Genomic DNA, 20,782 nt, shown 5'->3' on the forward strand with positions numbered 1-20,782 from the left:
CGGCCGGGGACACACCCGGAGCTCACGGAGATCGAGGGGGTAGTCGTGGAGTACCTGAAGACCTACCACGCACGAGAGAGCGACGTCCCGGTCCTGCCGAGGCCGGTTCCGGTCCGAACGTCTGACAGACTCACGTGGGTGACCGAGTCCCTTCCTTCTGCCGTCGCGCACCGCGTGCTCGACGCCGTCGTCGCCATCACGAGCAACCTCGACCTCGACACCGTGCTGCGCCGCATCGTCGAGGCCGCGATGGACCTCACGGGAGCCAGGTACGGGGCGCTCGGCGTGCGCGACGGGGACCGGCTCGGCCGGTTCGTGCCGGTCGGCATGAAGGACTCCGAGGTCGAGGCGATCGACCACTGGCCCCACGGGCACGGCCTGCTGGGCGAGGTCATCCGCAACCCGCACCCGCTGCGCGTCGACAAGATCGAGGGCTACCCGGCCGCGTCCGGCTACCCCGCCGGGCACCCGCCCATGCACACCTTCCTCGGGGTCCCCATCCAGGTCCGCGACTCCGTCTACGGCAACCTGTACCTGACCGACAAGCGCGACGGCTCGCCCTTCACGCGCGACGACGAGGCCGCGGTCCGGGCCCTGGCCGCCGCCGCAGGAGTGGCCGTCGACAACGCCCGCCTCTACGAGGACGGACGACGGGTCGCGGTGCTCGAGGACCGCGAGCGCATCGCGCGCGACCTGCACGACGTCGTCATCCAGCGCATCTTCGCGTCCGCGATGACCCTCATGAGCACGACCAAGCACATCGAGAACGAGCTCGTGCGCTCGCGCGTCGAGGAGGCCGTCAACGACCTCGACGACACGATCCGCGAGATCCGCTCGACGATCTTCGCGCTCCAGGCCACCACTCCCCCCGAGGCGAGCCTCCAGGAGCGGCTGACCGCGGCGGCCGGCGCCGTGACGTCCGCGCTCGGGTTCTCGCCCTCGATCATCATCGAGAGCGACGACTCCTCGCTCGTGCCCGCCGAGGTCGCGGACCAGCTCGTGGTCGTCGTCGGAGAGGCCCTGACCAACGTGGCCCGCCACGCGCGCGCGTCGCGCGTCGACGTGCGGCTGCGCGTGACCGACGACGCCATCACGCTGTCCGTGGTCGACGACGGGATCGGCTGCGCGGGCGTCGACGCAGGCGACCACCGTGGCGGCCTGCACAACCTCGCGACGCGCGCCGAGGCGCTGCACGGGACGCTCGCGGTGGGTCCGGCGGAGGTCGCGGCTCGCGAGACCGCGAAGGCATCCGGCACGGGCGACGACCCATCTGCCGACGACGCACTCGCCGACGCTGACGACGCAGTGCCCGCTGGGCGCGGTACCGCGCTCGTGTGGCGGATCCCGAACGCCTGACGGTCAGCCAGGAGCACCGCCCGGCTGCGGAACTCGATCGCACCAGCCCGAGGTAGTGGATAGCAGGCGTCCTGCTCCACCGTGGTGAGCCCGTCGTGGTTGAGGTGGTCGACGGGGTCTCCCACGAGGTAGCCGGTGTCCACGGTCCGGACAGGACCGCCGCGGCACACCGCTCAGCCGCGCGGGCGGTCCTCCGTGCGCAGCTCGGTCGCGAGGACCGCGACCTGCGTGCGACGCTGCAGCCCGAGCGTCGCGAGGATGTGCGACACGTAGTTCTTGACGGTCTTCTCCGCGAGGAAGAGGCGCTCGCCGATCTGCCGGTTCGTCATGCCCTCGCCGATGAGGTCGACGATCTGACGCTCCTGCGGCGACAGCCCTTCGAGGCGGTCGACCTCCTGGGCCTGCGGCGTGCGCAGCCGGTCGAGGATGCGCGCGGTGCTGACCGGGTCGAGCAGCGAGCCGCCGCCCGCGATGGTCCGCACGGCACCCACGAGGTCCGAGCCGTGGATCTGCTTGAGGACGTAGCCCGAGGCGCCCGCGAGGACCGCCTGGAACAGCGCCTCGTCGTCCGCGAAGGACGTGAGCATGAGGCAGCCGATCTCCGGCATCTCGGAGCGCACGTCGCGGCAGACCTCGACGCCCGAGCCGTCGGGCAGGCGCACGTCGAGCACGGCCACGTCCGGCCGGACGGCGCGGATGCGCGTCAGCGCTGAAGCGGCGGTGCCGGCCTCGCCGACGACCGTGATGTCGTCCTCGGCCTCGAGGAGGGCGGCGACGCCGCGGCGGACGACCTCGTGGTCGTCGAGCAGGAAGACCCGGATCGGGTCGGGGGTGGTGCCCATAGGGAGAACTTATCGGAGTTGTGTCAGAACGAGGGTGCCGGGCCGCGCGAGGAGGCCCGACGGCGCCGCTCCCCCCGGGTGCGCGGGCGCCCTCGGCGAGGTGTGGGTGGGCGGGCGGGGCGCGACCGTCCTACCGTGGCTGGATGTCGTCCGCTCCCGTCCCGCCACCTCAGACCCCGCGACGGAAGCCGCGCTTCACGGGCCTCGTCAAGCCCCACGAGGCGTTCCCGGCCGTCGCCCGCCTCGACCGCCGCATGAACGACCGGACGTACCGGCGACAGCTCGGGCCCCGGGCCGACGCAGCCCTCGTGCGTCTGACGACCGCCGCGAACCACAGCGTCCTGTGGATGGGGCTCGGCGCAGGGCTGGCCACGACCGGCGCGCGCGGGCGCCGCGCCGCGGTACGGGGGCTCGTGAGCGTCGCCGCCGCGAGCGCGACCGCGAACCTGCTCGGCAAGGGACTGTTCGGCGGCGACCGCCCCTCTGCCGACCCGCTGCCCCTCGTGCGGCGCCTGCGCCGCTACCCGACGACGCCGTCGTTCCCGTCGGGCCACTCGGCCACCGCGGGGGCGTTCGCCGCGGGCGTGGCCCTGGAGTGGCCCGCCGCCGGGCTGGTCGTCGCTCCGGTCGCGGGGGCCGTCATGTACTCGCGGCTGCACGTGGGCGCGCACTGGTTCTCGGACGTCGTCGGGGGCGCGGCGCTCGGGGTCGGGCTCGCGGTGCTCGGCCGGTGGCTCGTGCCCTCCCCACCGGGCCCGGAGCCGGACGTGCCCGCCGGACCTCCCACGGACGTGCCCGCGCTCCCCGACGGCGAGGGCCTGTTCGTCGTCGTCAACACGGCCGCCGGGTCCGGGCGGATCCTCAAGGAGGACCCGCTCGAGGTCCTGCGCCGCGACCTCCCGAAGGCCCGGGTGCACGTGCTCGCCGAGGGCGACGACCTGCGCGAGATCTACGACCGTGCGGCGCGCGGCGGCGGGTACGACGGCGGCAGCGGGGCCCGCCCCGCCCGAGCGCTCGGGATCAGCGGCGGCGACGGGACCGTCGCGACCGCTGCCGCCGCAGCGCGCGAGCACGACCTCCCGCTCGTCGTCCTCCCCGGCGGCACGCTCAACCACTTCGCCAAGGCCGCCGACCTCACGTCGATGACCGCGACGGTCCGCGCCGTCCAGGCCGGGTCGGGGGTGAGCGTCGACGTGGCCGAGCTCCGCGTCGACGGGCAGGACCCGATGACGGTCCTCAACACGTTCTCGCTCGGCATCTACCCCGAGCTCGTGTCGCAGCGCGAACGCGCCGAGAAGCGCCTCGGGAAGTGGCCCGCGACGGTCTGGGCGACGTCGCGCGTGCTGCGTTCCGCGACCCCGCTGCGGGTGTCGGTCGACGGGGTCGTCGGGAGCTACTGGTCGTTCTTCGCGGGGGTCAACAAGTACGTCCCGCAGAACCTCGCGCCCGTCGAGCGCATCCGGCTCGACGACGGCGTGCTCGACGTCCGCACGGGGCGCGCCGAGCAGCGCTACAGCCGGGCGCGCCTGTTCCTCGAGACGGTCGCGGGCGGTGCCGCGTCCTCGCTCGCCGGACGGGTCCGGCGACTCGAACGCCACCTCGCGCTCGACGCCTGGACCACGCCCGACCTGTCGCTCCGGTTCGGCGACGGCGCCCCGCACGACCCGGTGATCCTCGCGCACGACGGCGAGACGCTCGAGCTGGACGGCGACCGGGTCACCGACGCGACGCTCACCATGGTGCCCGGCGGCCTGCGGGTCTACGCGCCGACGGACCCGGCTGCGGGCTGAGGGCGCACGGCCGGTATCAGGACAGCACTCCCCGCAGGGTCGCCACGCGGCGGCGGCTCCGTCGTCCCTCAGACGGTCGGAGCAGCCTCTCCGGTGGCTCCGTCCGGCGCCGGCCGGTCCTCCTCGCGCAGACGCGGCTCGGTGCGACGCGACGGGTCGAACCCGGCCTTGTCCGCGTAGAACGCGCGCACCAGGTCCATGTCGGCGCGCACGTCACCCGTGAGCTCGAGCGTGGGGCCGAGGCCCGCGGTCATGGTCGTGCGGTCCACGTAGCCGAGCGTCACGGGCATGCCCGTCTCGCGCGCGATCCGGTAGAAGCCCGACTTCCAGTACTCGCCCTTGCTGCGCGTGCCCTCGGGCGTGATGACGAGCGAGAACACCTCACCCCTGCGGACCCGCGCCACGATGTCGTCGACGACGCGGCTCGGGTCCGTCCGGTCCACGGGGATCCCGCCGAGCGCCCGCGCGAACGGCCCCATCACGCCCTTGAACAGGGTGTGCTTGCCGAGCCAGCGGACCCTCACGCCCACGCTCGTCGAGATCGCGAGCATGAGCACGAAGTCCCAGTTGGACGTGTGCGGGGCGCCGATGAGGATGCCGGGCCGGTCGGTCGGGGGCTGCTCGGTGCGCAACGTCCACCTGCTCACGGCCCAGTAGGCGCGCGCCAGGGCGCGGCGGATCATCGGGTCGCCTCGGGGGCGGGGGCTACGGGGTGGGGCACGACGGCAACGCTACCCGCGCGACCGGGCCGTCGTGGCCGAGGCGGCCGCGCGTGGCTCCCCCCGCGACTGTGGGCGAAATCTCCACCAACTGTCCATGTCCTCCCTGTCTTTTCCCAGGTTCGCCGTGCAGACTTCTCGACATGACGTCGCCGAAGACATCAGGACCAGCCGCCCGGCTCGCCGCCGCCAGCTTCCTCGCCCTTGCGATGATGCTGCCGCTGAGCGCGACCGCATCGGCCGCCGAGGTCACCCAGTTCCTCGAGGACACCCAGTGTCAGGTCGACTCGATCGGCGAGGACCTCGAGAAGGCGGCGACCCAGCTCTCCACCCTCCCCGCCGGCCTGCGCAGCGAGGTCGAGGACGCCGTCGGGAACGCCCAGGCCGCGACCGACGAGGCCAACGCCGCGCTCGCCCAGGCGGCCACCGACCAGTTCGGCGACGGCCGTGCGGTCATCGCCCTCACCGACGCGCAGGTCGCGCTCGACGCCGCCTCGGCCCAGCTCCGCTACGTCGCCGACAAGACCGTGGCCCAGGGAGCCGACGTCGGCTCCACGCTGCGCGACGTGCAGAACACGATCGACCACCTCCGGGGCGAGACGAGCCGCGCCGCGTCCTGACCCTTCCCGGGGGCCCGCCCGCGGTGCGACACTCCGGTGATGACCGAGCAGCGCGCACACTTCGACGCCCACGTGACCTTCGCCAACGGCGGCAGCCTTCGCGCGGAAGGGTTCCGCCTCGACGTCCCGTCGGGTGATCTCGGGCCCGACGACGTCGCTCGCCTCCTCGTCCGACACCTGGGCCTCGCGCTGGTCGGGTCGGTCGAGATCACGGGGCTGACGATCGTCGAGGAACCGCACGTGGGGAGCCGTGGGGCGGGCGAGGGTGACGGTGCGGACGCCGAGGGTGACGGCCCGGGTGCCCGTTCTCCCCGCGCGACGCGGCTCGTCGACCTGAGCCACACCGTGCGCGAGGGGCTCGTGACCTACCCGGGCCTGCCCGCGCCGACCATCACCCCTTTCCTGACGCGCGCCGACTCCGTCGCGAACTACGCGCCCGGCACGCAGTTCGCGATGGACGTGCTGACGATGATCGGCAACACCGGGACCTACCTCGACAGCCCCTTCCACCGCTACGACCACGGGACCGACCTGTCCGGTCTCGAGCTCGAGACCCTCGTCGGGCTGCCCGCCGAGCTGTTCCGGCTGAGCGAGGTCGTCGACACGTCGCGGGGCGGTGCTCGCGGGATCGGCGCCGAGGTCTTCCTCGACCGCGATCTCGCCGGGAGCGCGGTCCTGCTCCAGACCGGGTGGGACCGGCACTTCGGCACCCCGGCCTACGGCGAGCCCGCGCCGTTCCTCACGGAGGCCGGTGCGCAGCACCTCGTCGACGCCGGCGTGACGCTCGTCGGGATCGACTCGTTGAACATCGACGACACCGACCCCGAGTCGTCCGGCGGGGCGCGCCCAGCCCACTCGCTGCTCCTCGCGGCGGGGATCCACGTCGTCGAGCACCTGACGAACCTGGGCGACGTGCCGCCGCGCGGTGCGCGGTTCACGGCCGTGCCGCCCAAGGTCGAGGGGTTCGGGACGTTCCCGGTGCGGGCGTTCGCGGAGGTCCCTCGCCACGTCGACAACCTGACAGGCCAGGACAGCTAGCCCCGGGGCGTGAGCCCCGCGGTGTGCGCCAGGACCGCCGCCTCGACCCGGTTGCGCACACCCAGCCGGTCGAACAGGGCGCTGACGTAGCCCTTGACCGTGCCCTCGGTGAGGTGCAGCGTGGCGGCCACCTCCGCGTTGGACAGCCCGCGAGCGATCGCGACGAGCACGTCCCGCTCGCGGGGCGTGAGGCTGTCGAGGACGGCAGGACGGTCGACAGGTCGCGCACCGAGACCGCCCGCGAGATGACGGATGAGCCGCGCCGCGACGATCGGTGAGAGGCACGCTCCCCCGGCCGCCGCGGCGGCCAGCCCGTCGGTCAACGTCGCAGGGTCGCCCGACTTCAGCAGGAACCCGGCGACGCCGATGCGCAGCGCCCGGTCGATGTACGCGTCCTCGCCGAACGTGGTCAGCAGCACGACGGCAGTGTTCGGCAGCTGGGCCCGCAGGGCCTCGGCGGCGTCGAGGCCGTCCTCACGGGCTGCCATGCGGATGTCGAGGAGGGCGACGTCCGGCCGGTGCCGACGTGCCGCCGCTGCGGCGCCCTGACCGTCGGCCGCCTGCGCGACGACGTCGAACCGCCCGTCGGCCGCCAGCACGGTGTTGACGCTCGCCCGCACGATCGGGTCGTCGTCGGCCAGCACGACCGAGATCCCCCTCAGAGCCACGAGCGCTCCCGCAGGTCGACGGTGCGGACCACCTCGTCGCCGTCGAAACAGACCTGGAGGGTGGCCATGGCGAGCGGGAAGTTGCCGTCCGTGTAGATCGCGCAGTCCCACCCAGGTTCCGCGACAGGAGCACGGACCGGGCGCAGCGGTGCCTCGCGCTCGGGCAGCTCGGCCTGGACGGCGGCGCGCTCCTGGCCGACGACGATCCCGGCGAACACGTCCTCCTCGAGGACGGCGTCGTGCGCCGCCCACGAGTACACGAGCGCGAGGCCCGCCACCACCACCGCTGCGGGCAGCAGAGCCTGCCGCGCAAACACGCGCAGCACCGAGGGCGGCAGCGGGCCGTGACCGTCGGGCACGAGGGGACGGGCCGGGAGGCTCGCCACGAGCACGAACGATCCGTCGCGCTCACCGTGGGAGAACGTCCCGCCCGCAGCACGCACGCGTCGCTCGAGAGAGTCCAGCCCGAACGGCTCCCGGCCGTCGTCCGGCCGCGAACCGGCGGCTGCGAGACGGTTGAGGACCGTGACGCCGCGGGGGGAGATGTCGATCTGGACCGGCTCGGCGGGAGCGTGGCGGACAGCGTTGGTGAGGCCCTCTCGCACGACGGTCCGCAGGAGCGGTGCGCCCAGGCCGTCACCCTCGGAGCCGGTGAGAGTGACGTCGAGACCCGCGTCGCGCGCCGCACGGACCAGGTCCTCGACGGGCTCCAGGGTGTCGTCGCGCAGCACGTCGACGACGCGGTGAAGGTCCTGCACCGCGTCGTCGGCCTCCCGCCGCAGGTCCGCCGCGTCCGGGACGCCCGTCACCGCGAGCGCCGAGGCGCGCAGCGCGAGGCGGGCGAGCCGGTGACCGAGGGCGTCGTGCAGGTCCTCCGCGAGGCGTGCCCTCTCGACGGCCGCCGCGTCCGCGACGGCGCGGGCGTGCAGCTCGCGGGCCAGCGAACGGTAGCGGCGTACCGCCGCGACGGCGCCCGCGACGGTCAGTGCGAGCACCGCCGTGGCGAGCAGCGCGAGGGGCGAGGGCATGGGGATCCTTCCGTCAGGCGTCGCGGCGTTCGAGCACCCCCGCGGCGGCGGCGAACCCCACGACCGCCCACGCGACCAGGGCCCAGGGCGCGCCCCCTCCCTCGACGAACGACGCGACGGCCCCGGCGGGGGTCCACCGTGAGACCGGGTCGGGCAGGAGGAGCGCACCCGCGAGCAGCGCGGCGGCCAGGGCCAGCGTACCGACCGCGTGCCGGACGACCGCCGCGATCCCCGCCGTGAGGATGGCAGCGAGCGCGAGGACGACGCCGGTCCGCAGGCCGGCTCGGAGGGCTTCGGCCAGGGCGCCGTCCGGGGCCGGGGCGGCGTGCACGCCCAGGAAGGCGCGCACGGCGAAGGTGGCAGCCGTGCCCGTGGCCACGCCTGCGAGCAGGGCGGTCACCGTGACGACCGTCGTCTTGGCGGCGAGGACCAGCCAGCGGCGTGGCTCGGCCTGGAACGTGAGGCGGGCGGTGCCGGTGGCGTACTCGGTTGTCACGGGGTGCATGGCCAGGGCGGCGAGGACGACGAGACCGAGCTGGACGGCGGGCCCGAGGGCCACGGCAGGAGCGGTCGAGGTGCCAGGCGGGAGCTCACCGGTGGAGACCGCGTGGACGACGTCGTTCGCGAGGACGGTCGCCATGAGCGGCACGGTGACCAGGACGGCGGCCAGGGTGACCCACGGGGCACGCACGGACCACGTGCGGCCCCACTCGGCACGGACTGCGGCCATCATGCGATGCGCTCCTCGGGACGGGCACGGTACTGGACGTCGTCGGCGACGAGGTCCAGGTAGCGGGCCTCGAGCGTGACGGGGGCGGGGGCGAGGTGGTGAACGCGTAGACCGAGCGCGTGGGCGAGGTCGCCGACCAGCGTGACGTCGACGCCGTCCACGGTCAGTCCGTGCCCGTCGACCTGCGGGTGGTGACCGAGCTCCACGAGCGCGTCCGCGAGAGGCGCCGGGTCGTCCGGGGTCCGGACGACGACGGGGGCGTCCCGTCCCACGAGGTCGGCGATCGGGAGGTCCGCCAGGAGACGACCGCGGCCGAGGACGACGACGTGGTCGGCCGTGACCTCCAGCTCGGACAAGAGGTGGCTCGACAGCAGCACGGTGCGGCCCTGGTCGGCGAGGTCCCGGAGGAGGCCGCGCAGCCACAGGACGCCGTCCGTGTCGAGGCCGTTGACGGGTTCGTCGAGCAGCACGACCTCCGGGTCGCCCAGCAGCGCACCCGCGAGGCCGAGCCGCTGGGCCATGCCGAGAGAGAAACCGCCCGCGCGCTTGCCCGCGACGTCGCTCAGCCCGACGAGGCCGAGGACATCGTCGACCCTGCGTGCCGGGATCCGGTTGTAGCGAGCCAGGGCCGTCAGGTGGGCCCGGGCCGAGCGGCCTGGATGGAAGGCCCGGGCGTCGACGTGCGCGCCGACGGTGCGCAGAGGGTGCCGCAGGGCGCGGTAGGGGATGCCGTGGACGGTGACGTCCCCGGCAGTCGCGCGGTCGAGGCCCAGGGCCAGGCGGAGGGCCGTCGACTTGCCCGCGCCGTTCGGGCCGAGGAGGCCCGTGACGCGGCCCGGCCGGACCGTGACGGTGAGGTCGTCGAGCGCCGTCGTGGGGCCGTAGCGCTTCGTCGCGTGGGCGAAGGTGATCATGGCTCCATCGTCGTCGGGCCGCCTGGGCTGCGGTACCGACGAAAATAAGGAGCCTGGGCTCCGGGCGCCCCGTCGTCCGCCGGCGGCCCGCTCGTCATAGGCTCGGCGCATGCCCGACGACCTGAGCCCAGCCCACGACGTCCTCCCCTTCGGCCGCGCCCCCCGCCCGGACACCGGCCCCGCTCTCGCCGACCGGCTCCGCGAGGTCATGACCAAGAACCTGGGCGACCATGCCACGGGCCTGGACCGTGTCCGCATCGACGCCGCGACCGTCCAGGGCAGCCCCGACGTCCAGAGCCTCGACGTCGACGTGACCGGGCTCGTCGTCCGCGCCATGGGTGCCGCCGACGCCCCCGACCCGGCCGAGAACGTCGAGCACGTGACCGCGCGCGAGCGGGCCGTCGCCCGGACGATCCGCGCCCAGGGCCACCCGGTCACGCTCGCCGGTGTCGCCGTCGACCTCGATGCCGAGATCCGGGACCTGCGCTTCACCTGGGTCGAGGGGGCGGACGGGTCGCTCTCGATCGAGGAGTCCGGCCAGAGCACCGAGCACCCCGTGAGCGGTCACCTGCGCGCCGCGGCGAGCCGCGAAGCCCTCGTCAGCACGGTCCGCGAGCTCGCGACCAAGGCCCTCGCCGACCAGGGCTTCACGCTCACGTCGCTCGACGTGGACCTCACGTCGCGTGGCCCGCGCGCCGCGTCGATCGTGGCCTCGGCGAAGATCCGCAAGGGCTTCCTGTCCGCGAGCGCCCAGATCACGGCGACCGCGTCGATCGACCAGGCCATGGTCCTCACGCTGAGCGACGTGGGGGCGTCGAGCCGCAACCCGGTCGTCGCCGCCCTCCTGCTGGCCGTTCGCGGAAAGCTCGAGGAGGTCGACGGCAAGCGCATCGACCTCGCGTCCTCGCTGCCGCCCGGCGTGACGCTCTCGGACGTCCGGCTCGACGTCGGCGAGCAGCTCGTCCTGAGCGTCCGGGTGGGCTGAGGCCCGGGCAGAGGACCCGTCGGGCGGGTCCGGTCAGCGGCGTCCGCGGGGGAAGAACAGGCTCTCGGGGCGGGGCATCCGGGCGCCGTCGAGCGTGAGGTCGGTCCGCTCGCACCAGAACGCGACGTACCCGCGCACCCTCTCGCCGTCCGACAGCGGGTCCTCGTAGCTCCAGCCGATGTCGGCGCCGTCGGGGTCGCCCGACGCGAGCGACCAGTAGCGGGCGTGACCCTTGTAGGCGCAGTCGCTCGTCGTCGGGCTCGGCGTCAGGGCCTCCCACCGCACGTCCTCGCGGGGGACGTACCAGCGCAGCGGCAGGTAGGTCTCGGTGAGCGCCATGGCCCGGTCGCTGTCGGCGAGCACCACGCCGCCCAGGGAGACGACGACGTGGCGCGCGCTGGGCACGACGTCGACCCGCTTGAAGGGGTCGCGCGGGTGAGCGGCCAGGCGCTGGTCCTCGGCGAACCAGTCGAACGCCTGGAAGTCGACGACGAGATAGCCTGCGAGGTCCTCGTCGTCGGGACGGAAGAACGGGGCGGTCGCGCCGTCCTTCGCACCTTCCGTGCCCTCGAACCACATCTCGGTCCCCGGGCAGGTGTGCCGTTCGAAGTGCAGCGGGTGCGGGATCAGGCCGTGCCGCACCTGCCCGTCGCGATGCTCGCCCTCGACGAGGGGCACCCGCACGTCCGCCGCGGGGACCGCGTACACGGGCAGCAGTCGCCACGGCTCCCAGAGGAGACGAGCCGACGTCGAGCGCAGCACGACGTCGTGCGGGTCCTCGCGCCGCACGGCCCGGATCTCCTGGGCCGCGGGGAACCACCGCAGCTGATCGAGATCCAGCCGCCAGCGTTCGACCCAGGACGTGGCCATGTCCTCAGGGTGCGCCCGGGGCGAGGCGGCCGCAAGGCCCGGGTGTGGCGTCCGCTCACCGCGGGCGGGCCCGCGACGTCCACGAGGCAATTGAAGTTGCGACTACTTGCGAGAATGGTTGGTCGTGAGCACCGAACCGCACGGCCCCGCCCGGCCCGACCTGGACAGTCCCCTGGACAGGACTCCGGTCAGGACCCCGGACGGCCCTGCGAGCACCGGCGCCGGCGCGTCCGGTCCGGAGACCGGTGGGCAGCAGCGCGAGGGCACGGGCCAGCGTCGTCGGCGCGGGGGTCGCGGCCGGGCGAAGCCCCAGGCCAGCGAGCAGAGTCTCGCCTCCGAGCAGCCCGACGAGTCCGCCGGCAGCAAGGGCTCCGCTCCCCACAAGAACCCCGACCGGCCGCGCGGCGGGAGGGCCTCCGAGGGCGACAAGAACGCCCGGGGCGAGCGTCCGCCGTCGGGCAGCGAACGTGACGGATCGAAGCGCAGCCAGCGCGGCGCACGCCGCCAGCAGGTGAGCCCCGCCCAGCTCGCGCGGGCCGCCGAGCGGCGCGCGCAGGTCGTCGTGCCGCCCATCACGTATCCCGAGCAGCTGCCCGTCTCGGCGCGGCGCGAGGACATCGCGCAGGCCATCGCGGAGAACCAGGTCGTGATCGTCGCGGGCGAGACGGGCTCGGGCAAGACGACGCAGCTCCCCAAGATCGCGCTCGAGCTCGGCCGAGGCCGGAAGGGCCAGATCGGGCACACGCAGCCGCGACGCATCGCGGCGCGCACGGTCGCGGAGAGGATCGCCGAGGAGATCGGCACGCCGCTCGGCGAGATCGTCGGCTACCAGGTCCGGTTCACCGACCAGTCGAGCGACCAGACCCTCGTCAAGGTCATGACCGACGGGATCCTGCTCGCGCAGATCCAGCGCGACCCGCAGCTCCTCGCGTACGACACGCTCATCATCGACGAGGCGCACGAGCGCTCGCTCAACATCGACTTCCTGCTCGGGTACCTCACGCGGCTCCTGCCGCAGCGCCCCGACCTCAAGGTCATCATCACGTCGGCGACGATCGACTCGCAGCGGTTCGCGCGGCACTTCGCGCCGGGCGGCCCGCTCCCGCCGCTCACCGCGGACGAGCTGGCCGCGGCCGAGCTGACGGACGAGGGGCCCGACGGCGACGCCCACGTTCCCGAGACGGCTCCCGTCATCGAGGTCACGGGTCGCACGTTCCCCGTGGAGATCCGGTACCGACCGCTGTCGCCCGATGTCGACCCGGAGTCGGGCAAGGCCAAGCGCGCCCCCACGAAGGGCGCGCAGGAGAAGGACCTCGTCACGGGCATCGTCGACGCCGTCGAGGAGCTCATGGCCGAGGGCCCCGGCGACGTCCTGGTGTTCCTGTCGGGCGAGCGCGAGATCCACGACACGGCCGACGCTCTCGAGTCCCGTCTGGGCGAGCGCACGCGCGACCCCAAGCGCCCCGACTTCGTCGAGATCCTGCCGCTCTACGCACGCCTGTCCTCGGCAGAGCAGCACCGCGTGTTCCAGGCGCACTCCTCGCGCCGCGTCGTGCTCGCGACCAACGTCGCCGAGACGTCGCTGACCGTCCCGGGCATCCACTACGTCGTCGACCCCGGCACGGCCCGCATCTCGCGCTACTCCAAGGCGACCAAGGTGCAGCGCCTGCCGATCGAGCCCATCGCGCAGGCCAGCGCCAACCAGCGCTCGGGGCGCTCGGGACGAGTCGCGGACGGCATCGCGATCCGCCTGTACTCCGAGGAGGACTTCGCGTCGCGCCCCGAGTTCACCGAGCCGGAGATCCTGCGCACGTCGCTCGCGTCGGTCCTGCTGCAGATGATCTCGGTGGGCGTGGTCTCCTCGCCCGACGACGTCGCGCGCTTCCCGTTCGTCGAGCCCCCGGACACGCGCTCGATCCGCGACGGCGTGCAGCTCCTGACCGAGCTCGGCGCGCTCGAGACCGTGGCGGAGCCCGCCGACCGCGACGCCCAGCCCGGCCGCGCCGTCACGCGCCTCACCGAGATCGGCCGCGTCCTCGCCCAGCTCCCCATGGACCCGCGCCTGGCCCGCATGATCTGGGAGGGATCGCGCCGCGGCGTCGCGCGCGAGGTCGCGATCATCGCGGCCGTCATGTCCATCCAGGACCCGCGCGAGCGCCCCGCCGAGTACCGCGCCCAGGCCGACCAGCTCCACGCCCGCTTCGCCGACCCCCGCTCCGACTTCCTCACGTACCTCAACCTGTGGGAGTACGTGCGCGAGCAGCAGCACGAGCTGTCGTCGTCGGCGTTCCGGCGCCTGTGCAAGGCCGAGTACATCAACTTCCTGCGCGTGCGCGAGTGGCAGGACGTCGTCGCGCAGCTCCGCGAGATGAGCAAGCCCCTCGGCATCGACATGTCCTACACGCCCCGCACCCGGGGCGACGCGAGCGCGAAGGTCGCGACGCCGTCGGGCACCACGATCGCCGAGGCGACCGACCAGCCCGTCGAGCGCCGTCTCACCTGGGACGACGACACCATCCACCAGTCGCTGCTCGCCGGGCTGCTCTCGCAGATCGGCATGCAGGAGGCGACCGAGGTCAAGGCGTCGTCCGTCGCGCACCTGCGCGGCCCGCAGAAGGAGCTCGCCATGAAGCGGGCCAAGAAGCAGGCCCGCAACGAGTACCTCGGGGCGCGCGGCGCGCGCTTCGCGATCTTCCCCGGCTCTCCCCTGTCGAAGAAGCCCCCCGTGTGGGTCATGGCGGGCGAGCTCGTCGAGACCAGCCGCCTGTGGGGCCGTGACGTCGCGAAGATCCAGCCCGAGTGGGCAGAGGAGCTCGCGACGCACCTGGTCAAGCGCACCTACTCCGAGCCGCACTGGTCCACCAAGCAGGGCGCCGCGCAGGCCAAGGAGAAGGTCCTGCTCTACGGCGTGCCCATCGTGGCCGACCGCACCGTGCTCTACGGCAAGGTCGATCCCGAGGCCGCGCGCGAGATGTTCATCCGCCACGCCCTCGTCCAGGGCGAGTGGACCACGCACCACCAGTTCTTCCACGAGAACCGCCGGCTGCTCGAGGAGGCCGAGGAGCTCGAGGCCCGCTCGCGCCAGCGCGGCCTCGTGGTCGACGACGACGTCCTCTTCGCCTTCTACGACGAGCGCATCCCCGACGACGTCGTCTCGGCCCGCCACTTCGACACCTGGTGGAAGTCCGCCAGGCGCCGCAACCCCGACCTGCTCACGTTCACGCTCGAACAGCTCGTGCCAGACGCCGAGTCCGTCGACACCTCGCTGTTCCCCGAGACCTGGGTCCAGGGCGACCTCACGCTCCCCCTGACCTACCAGTTCCAGCCAGGTACAGACGCCGATGGCGTGACCGTACACATCCCCATCAGCGTGCTGAACCGTGTCGTCCCCGACGGCTTCGACTGGATGGTCCCCGGCCTCCTCGACGAGCTCGCGACCGCGACCATCCGCTCGCTGCCCAAGCCCGTGCGCGTCCAGCTCGTCCCGGCCCCCGACGTCGCGCGCGACGTCGTCGCCTGGCTCCGCGAGAACACGCCCGCCTGGGAGGACGTCACCCGCGCGGGCGACATGGCCGAGCCCTTCCACGTCGCCTTCACCCGTGCCGTCCGCGCCCTGCGCGACGTGCTCATCCCCGACGACGCCTGGGACGACGCCCGCACCGAACGCCTCCCCGCCCACCTGCGCATGACGTTCCGCGTCATCGAGGAACGCCGCGGCGGCGAGGTCGTGCTCGACGAGTCCAAGGACCTCGTCTCGCTCCAACGGCGCCTCGCGCCCCAGGCGCAGGCGGCGGTGCGGGCCGCGGTCAAGGGGGCGGTCGGAGCGGCGTTGCGCGAGGCGGCTGGGGCGGAGGCCGCGGGGAGGGGGGCGGCGGCTCGAGGGCTACCATCCGCGTCGCTCGTTCCTCGCGACGCTCCCGCCAGCCCCGCCACGCCCTCCGGCGCCGCAGCCCCCCTCCCCGCGACCGCGTCCGGCGCACCTTCCGCAGGGCGACCTGGTGGGGGCTCAGGGGGTGCTGGTGCATCTGGTCCGCCCGACGGCGGCGCGCCGTCGGTGGTCGTCGCCGAGGCGACCGGGCTCACCACGTGGCCCACGGGGCTCTCCGACGGGGTGCTGCCCGAGGTCGTGTCGACGCCCGCCGGGGCCGGCATGGTGGTGCGCGGGTACCCCGCGCTCGTCGAGGAGGTCGATGCGAAGGGCAAGCCGTCGGTCGCGCTCCGGGTGCTCGCCGACCGCTCGACGCAGGACCGCGAGCACGCGCGCGGCGTCCGGCGGCTGCTGCTCGGCGAGACGGCCCTGCAGAGCGCGCGGGTCACGAGCCGCTGGTCCGGGACGCAGTCCCTGACGATGGCCGCGAGCCCGTACCGGAACACCGAGGCGCTCGTCGCCGACCTCCAGCTCGCGGCCGTCGTCGCACTCACGTCCGGTGCCAAGACCTCGCAGTACGGACCGCTGCCGGATGCCGTACAGATCCGTAGTGCTGATGCGTACGTCGCCGCGCGGGACCTCGTGAAGCGGCACCTCGAGAACGAGGTGCACCAGATCGTCGGGCACGTCGTCGCCGCGCTCACGGCCGCACGGAACCTGGACGGCGAGATCCGCTCGGCCAACAGCCTCGCCCTGCTCAACACGCTCCAGGACGTCCGTGACCAGGTCGCGGAACTCGTGGGCGTGGGCTTCGTGTCCCGCACCCCGGCCCACCGCCTGCCGCACCTGACCCGCTACCTGCGGGCGGCGTCGTACCGGATCGAGAAGGCCGCGACCAACCCGCACCGCGACGCCGAGCTCGCGTGGCGCGTGCACGACGTCGAGGAGGCGTACGCCAAGGCACGCGCCTCCTACGCCGCCGGCCCCGCCGACGCTGCCCGCCTCGCCGAGCTCGACGAGGCACGCTGGCTCATCGAGGAGTTCCGGGTCTCGCTGTTCGCGCAGCAGCTCGGGACCGACGGGCCCGTGAGCGAGAAGCGCATCCGGAAGGTGCTCGCGCCGGGCGGCTGGTAGGCGCTCGCCCGGCAGGTGGACCGAACAGGGCCGAGCGCGGGACCTTCGTCACGATCACCGCGTCGGAGGTCCCGGACGCCCGTTTTCCACGGTTCTGCGGCCTAGCCTGAGGGGGACGGCCAGGAAGAGCTGGCCGCACCTGCTGCTCTGGAGGGCATCATGCGCACCGTCGTCGTCACCGGAACCGCCTCGGGCATCGGCAAGGCCCTCAAGGGGTTGCTGGAGGCCGACGGCCAGCGCGTCATCGGCGTCGACCTGCGCGACGCCGACGTCACGGTCGACCTCACCACCGCTGCGGGTCGCACCGGGCTCGTCGAGCAGGTCACCGCGCTCAGCGGCGGCACGATCGACGCTGTCGTCGCCAACGCGGGCCTGTCGAACGGCAGCCCGGCGACGCTCGCGGTCAACTACTTCGGCGCCCTCGCGACGCTCGAGGGCCTGCGCCCGCTCCTGGCCGGGTCCGACGCCCCGCGCGCGGCCGTGACGTGCTCCATGGCGAGCCTCCTGCCGGTCGACGACCAGCTCGTCGACCTCACGCTCGCGGGTGACGAGGCCGCCGCACTGGCACGCGCGGCCGAGCTCGCCGCAGCCGGGACGGGCGACATCGTCTACGGCAGCAGCAAGGCTGCGGTCGCGCACTGGCTGCGCCGCGTCGCGCCGAGCGCCGACTGGGCCGGGGCCGGGATCCCTCTCAACGCGATCGGACCGGGCATCGTCCAGACCGGCATGACGGCCGAGATGCTCGCCACCGAGGAGTCGACCAAGGCCGTCGAGTCCCACGTCCCCATGCCGCTCGGCGGGATCATGGGTCCCGAGGTTCCCGCGAACCTCCTGCGTTTCCTCGTCTCCCCGGAGAACAGCCACATGTGCGGACAGGTCGTCTTCGTCGACGGCGGTTCGGACGTGGTCATCCGGGGCGACAAGGTCTGGTGACCTGACCGGCTCACCTCGAGAAGGCGGCCCGACGGCGTCACGCGCGTGACGTCGTCGGGCCGCCTTCTGCGTGTCGCGGCACGCCCGCACGCGTCGAACGTGACGTTCGGGTCGTCCCAGGAGCCGGTAGCCGGCCCGAACGTCACGCTCGGCGACGAGGCTCGCCTCGCGCGAGGATGGACGGATGCACCTGACCGCGGAGCTCGGAGACCTCACGACCGTCGACGCCGACGCGATCGTCAACGCCGCGAACTCGTCGCTGCTCGGGGGTGGTGGCGTGGACGGCGCGATCCACGCCGCGGCCGGGCCCCGGCTGCTCGACGCGTGCCGCGAGCTACGACGGACGACGCTGCCGGACGGGCTGGCGGTCGGCGAGGCCGTCGCGACGCCGGGCTTCGACCTGCCGGCGCGGTGGGTCGTCCACACGGTCGGACCGGACCGGCACCGCGGCCAGACCGACCCCGCGCTGCTCGCCTCGTGCTTCACGCGCTCGCTCGACGTCGCCGCGGACCTCGGCGCGGCGTCGGTCGCGTTCCCCGCGGTGAGTGCGGGGGTCTACGGCTGGGACGGGGACGAGGTCGCGCGGGTCGCGGTGGCTGCGGTCCGCGCGTGGGGCGTGGACGGCGACCGGGGTGTGGTGGACGTGCGCTTCGTGCTGTTCGGCGAGCGGCTGCTCCGCGCCTTCGAGGAGGCCCTCGCCCCGGGCGACGCGCGCCCGACCGTGTAACACGGCGTCACGTCCTCCCGGAGCGTGGACACCCCCTTGCCCCGGTCGACGGCCACCGCCACCCTGTCGGCCATGCAGAACGTCCGCACGTCGCAGGTGTGTCCGTAGGGCGACGGCGCCGCGCTGCCCTGCGCCGGCCGTCGCCCTCGCCGCACCCACCCCGACGCCGGAAACCCGGAGGACCTGCCATGCCTGCACGCGAGAACCCCGTCCCACCCACCAGGGCGGAGGACTCCCCGACCGCCACGCCGCCCGTCGATCCCGGCGAGCCCACCGTGGCCACCGCCACCCGGCCCGTGACCGTCGACGCCGTCCGACGCGTCCACGTCTCCGAGGACTGGCTGGCGACCGTCGTCGGCCTCGCGGTCGTCGCCGTCGGCCTGCTGGGCCTGATCCCCGAAGGGCTGGTGCCCTGATGAGCGGCACGACCCCTGACGCGGGCACCGCCGTCCGCCCCGAGGCGTCCGTCGGCGACACTCGCTCCCCCGAGGCGCCCGCAGGTGAGGCGCCCCGCGCGACCCTCGAGGACTCGGTCGTCCAGGACGGGCGCTCACCGGGCGCCCTCTACCTGGTGGCGGGCTTCGTCGTCCTCCTGGGCCTCGCCTGGTCGGCCCGCTTCCTCGAGCAGAGCGTCCCGGAGTGGCTGGCCGACACGCCGCTCGGCAGCGTCGCGAAGTCCGTGGAGTACCCGGTGTACGCGATCGCGCTCGGACTCCTCGGCAACGCCGTGCTGTCGGTGACCGGCCTGCGGTCCCGGCTGGCGGCGGCCTTCCGCACCGAGTTCTTCATCAAGACCGGGCTCGTGCTGCTCGGTGCCACGGTGAACCTGTCGCTCGTCGTCTCGGCCGCCGGGCCCGCCATCGCGCAGGCCGTCCTGCTCATCACGCTCGTCTTCGGGTTCACGTGGTGGCTCGGCGGGCGGCTCGGCATCGACGACAGGCTCCGGGCTCTGCTCGCGAGCGCGGTGTCGATCTGCGGGGTCAGCGCCGCGATCAGCGCTGCGGGCGCGGTCCAGGCGAAGAAGGAGCAGCTCGCGTACGCGGCCAGCCTCGTCATCCTCTTCGCCCTGCCGTCGATCTTCGTCCTGCCCGCGCTGGCCGAGGCGCTGGGTCTGTCGCCCGCCGTCGCCGGGGCGTGGATCGGCGGGAACATCGACACCACGGCTGCCGTGACGGCCGCGGGGGCGCTGGCCGGGGACGAGGCGCTGCAGGTCGCCGCGATCGTCAAGACCACCCAGAACGCCCTGATCGGGGTCGTCGCGATCGCCCTCACGGCGTGGTTCGCGTTCCGGGTCGACCGGGTCGCGGGGGCCGCTGCTCCCCGGTGGAGCGAGCTGTGGACACGGTTCCCGAAGTTCGTGCTCGGGTTCCTGCTCGCCTCGGTCGTGGCGACGATCTACGTGAGCTCCGTCGGGGCGGACGCGGCCGCGCCCGACATCGCGATCCTCAAGTCTCTGAGCACGGTGTTCTTCATCGTCGCGTTCGTGTCGATCGGGCTGGAGTTCAACGTGACGGCGGTCCGGGAGGCCGGGTGGAAGCCGGTCGTGGTGTTCGGGTCGGCCGCGGTCTTCAATCTCGTCGTGGGGCTCGCGCTCGCGAGCGTCCTGTTCGCGAACCTGGAGATCTGAGAGCGGGGGCGCTGCCTGCTCCGAGGCGCTGCCGGCACTGCTGGTGCCACTGCGAGAAGGCCCGTCGCGACCGCCGCGGCGGGCCTTTACCAACTTGTGATTTTCGAAGTATCAGATACTTGCTTTCCTCCCCCTCGCGGCCGTTGCTAGCGTCGACGGTGATTTATCTGATACTCGGAGTTGCACCAAGGTGATGGGCACCCCGGGGTCAGACCGGCAACGACGCCGGCCACGAGAGGACCCTCGCACATGACGAACCACGCCTTCCCGCGCCCTTCGCGCGCGCACTCAGCCCTGACCATCGGCGCCCTTGTCGTGCTGGCGCTCGCCGTCGTCGCGCTCGTCGCCTACCTCCTCGTCTTCAACGGCAAGGTCGCCGACGGCGCCACGCGCCTCGACGACGGAGCCACCCGCCTCGAAGCGGGCGCGGCCGAGCTCGCCGACGGTGCCGAACGCGCCGAGGAGGGCGCGGGCAAGCTCGCCGACGGCTCGAAGGACCTCGAAGACGGGGCCAAGAAGCTCTCGACGGGCGCGACGCAGGCCTCCAGCGGGGCGACCCAGCTCGCGGACGGCAGCGTGACCGCGCTCGACGGTGCCGCCCAGCTCGCGGCCGGGGCCGACGAGCTCAACGCCGGAGCGGCCAGGCTCGCACCGGGGGCGGCCGACGCCTCGACCGGCGCGAACAAGCTGGCCGCCGGCGCACGGACGCTCAACGGCAAGCTCGCCACCGAACTTGCGCCCGGTGCGGCCAAGGTCGCCGACGGCGCAGCCCAGCTCCACGCCGGTTCCGGCGAGCTCAGCGGCAAGCTCGCCACCGAGCTCGCGCCCGGTGCGGCCAAGGTCGCCGACGGCGCAGCCCAGCTCCACGCCGGTTCCGGCGAGCTCAGCGGCAAGCTCGCCACCGAGCTCGCACCCGGTGCAGCAGACCTCGCA

The 20,782-nt window shown here is 73.6% G+C and carries 17 protein-coding genes and 1 pseudogene; 11 read left to right on the forward strand and 7 right to left on the reverse strand.

Annotated elements, in window-relative coordinates:
* Window positions 1-138: 138 nt before the first annotated feature.
* Entirely contained in the window at window positions 139-1,356 is a 1,218-nt protein-coding gene (locus tag WFH32_RS14685; protein ID WP_318243955.1) for a GAF domain-containing sensor histidine kinase, read from the forward strand.
* Window positions 1,357-1,529: 173 nt separating this feature from the next.
* Here the strand turns inward: WFH32_RS14685 and WFH32_RS14690 are convergent, their stop codons facing one another.
* The gene (locus WFH32_RS14690; RefSeq protein ID WP_030152360.1) at window positions 1,530-2,198 is read right to left on the reverse strand and encodes a response regulator; all 669 of its coding nucleotides are present in this window, start codon (window positions 2,196-2,198) and stop codon (window positions 1,530-1,532) included.
* A gap of 143 nt (window positions 2,199-2,341) precedes the next feature.
* On the opposite strand from WFH32_RS14690, the gene WFH32_RS14695 reads away from it, so the two are divergent.
* The gene (locus WFH32_RS14695; protein ID WP_336708069.1) at window positions 2,342-3,988 is read left to right on the forward strand and encodes a bifunctional phosphatase PAP2/diacylglycerol kinase family protein; all 1,647 of its coding nucleotides are present in this window, start codon (window positions 2,342-2,344) and stop codon (window positions 3,986-3,988) included.
* A gap of 68 nt (window positions 3,989-4,056) precedes the next feature.
* On the opposite strand, the gene WFH32_RS14700 is transcribed toward WFH32_RS14695, so the two are convergent.
* Entirely contained in the window at window positions 4,057-4,671 is a 615-nt protein-coding gene (locus WFH32_RS14700; protein ID WP_336708071.1) for a 1-acyl-sn-glycerol-3-phosphate acyltransferase, read from the reverse strand.
* A gap of 179 nt (window positions 4,672-4,850) precedes the next feature.
* Between WFH32_RS14700 and WFH32_RS14705 the strand changes: the two genes are divergently transcribed.
* Both WFH32_RS14705 and WFH32_RS14710 read left to right on the forward strand, forming a co-directional pair.
* Window positions 4,851-5,327: a hypothetical protein gene (locus tag WFH32_RS14705; RefSeq protein ID WP_138826904.1), complete on the forward strand. Its 477-nt coding sequence runs from the start codon at window positions 4,851-4,853 to the stop codon at window positions 5,325-5,327.
* Between the two features lie 39 nt (window positions 5,328-5,366).
* Window positions 5,367-6,365, forward strand: coding sequence for a cyclase family protein (locus WFH32_RS14710; RefSeq protein WP_336708072.1), 999 nt, complete (start codon window positions 5,367-5,369; stop codon window positions 6,363-6,365).
* Here the strand turns inward: WFH32_RS14710 and WFH32_RS14715 are convergent.
* The 4 genes from WFH32_RS14715 to WFH32_RS14730 are packed head-to-tail and all read right to left on the reverse strand — an operon-like array spanning window position 6,362 to window position 9,705.
* Window positions 6,362-7,033: a response regulator transcription factor gene (locus tag WFH32_RS14715; protein ID WP_336708073.1), complete on the reverse strand. Its 672-nt coding sequence runs from the start codon at window positions 7,031-7,033 to the stop codon at window positions 6,362-6,364. The genes WFH32_RS14710 and WFH32_RS14715 overlap by 4 nt on opposite strands.
* Complete coding sequence (locus tag WFH32_RS14720; RefSeq protein WP_191794574.1) at window positions 7,024-8,061, reverse strand: sensor histidine kinase; 1,038 nt, start codon at window positions 8,059-8,061, stop codon at window positions 7,024-7,026. Before WFH32_RS14720 ends, WFH32_RS14715 begins: the two co-directional genes overlap by 10 nt.
* A gap of 13 nt (window positions 8,062-8,074) precedes the next feature.
* Window positions 8,075-8,794, reverse strand: a complete 720-nt coding sequence (locus tag WFH32_RS14725; RefSeq protein WP_191794575.1) for a hypothetical protein — start codon at window positions 8,792-8,794, stop codon at window positions 8,075-8,077.
* Entirely contained in the window at window positions 8,791-9,705 is a 915-nt protein-coding gene (locus WFH32_RS14730; RefSeq protein ID WP_336708076.1) for an ATP-binding cassette domain-containing protein, read from the reverse strand. The genes WFH32_RS14725 and WFH32_RS14730 overlap by 4 nt, the downstream gene beginning before the upstream one ends.
* Window positions 9,706-9,814: 109 nt before the next feature.
* On the opposite strand from WFH32_RS14730, the gene WFH32_RS14735 reads away from it, so the two are divergent.
* Window positions 9,815-10,690, forward strand: a complete 876-nt coding sequence (locus tag WFH32_RS14735) for a hypothetical protein (RefSeq protein WP_191794577.1) — start codon at window positions 9,815-9,817, stop codon at window positions 10,688-10,690.
* A gap of 33 nt (window positions 10,691-10,723) precedes the next feature.
* Here the strand turns inward: WFH32_RS14735 and WFH32_RS14740 are convergent, their stop codons facing one another.
* Entirely contained in the window at window positions 10,724-11,560 is an 837-nt protein-coding gene (locus WFH32_RS14740) for a DUF427 domain-containing protein (protein WP_336708078.1), read from the reverse strand.
* Window positions 11,561-11,684: 124 nt separating this feature from the next.
* Here WFH32_RS14740 and hrpA point away from each other — a divergent pair, with 124 nt between their 5' ends.
* The 6 genes and pseudogenes from hrpA to WFH32_RS14770 form a co-directional block, all read left to right on the forward strand.
* Entirely contained in the window at window positions 11,685-16,562 is a 4,878-nt protein-coding gene (hrpA, locus tag WFH32_RS14745) for an ATP-dependent RNA helicase HrpA (RefSeq protein ID WP_442946343.1), read from the forward strand.
* Between the two features lie 159 nt (window positions 16,563-16,721).
* Entirely contained in the window at window positions 16,722-17,495 is a 774-nt protein-coding gene (locus tag WFH32_RS14750; protein ID WP_336708080.1) for an SDR family oxidoreductase, read from the forward strand.
* A gap of 184 nt (window positions 17,496-17,679) precedes the next feature.
* Entirely contained in the window at window positions 17,680-18,222 is a 543-nt protein-coding gene (locus tag WFH32_RS14755; protein WP_336708082.1) for an O-acetyl-ADP-ribose deacetylase, read from the forward strand.
* A gap of 188 nt (window positions 18,223-18,410) precedes the next feature.
* The gene (locus WFH32_RS14760; protein WP_191794581.1) at window positions 18,411-18,638 is read left to right on the forward strand and encodes a hypothetical protein; all 228 of its coding nucleotides are present in this window, start codon (window positions 18,411-18,413) and stop codon (window positions 18,636-18,638) included.
* Window positions 18,638-19,849 carry a YeiH family protein gene (locus WFH32_RS14765; protein WP_191794582.1) on the forward strand — a complete coding sequence of 404 codons (1,212 nt, stop codon included), beginning with the start codon at window positions 18,638-18,640 and terminating at the stop codon, window positions 19,847-19,849. The genes WFH32_RS14760 and WFH32_RS14765 overlap by 1 nt, the downstream gene beginning before the upstream one ends.
* A gap of 249 nt (window positions 19,850-20,098) precedes the next feature.
* A pseudogene (locus tag WFH32_RS14770) lies at window positions 20,099-20,782 on the forward strand (hypothetical protein); the annotation flags it as partial.

Source organism: Oerskovia sp. USHLN155 (assembly GCF_037145535.1).
Lineage (GTDB): Bacteria > Actinomycetota > Actinomycetes > Actinomycetales > Cellulomonadaceae > Oerskovia > Oerskovia rustica.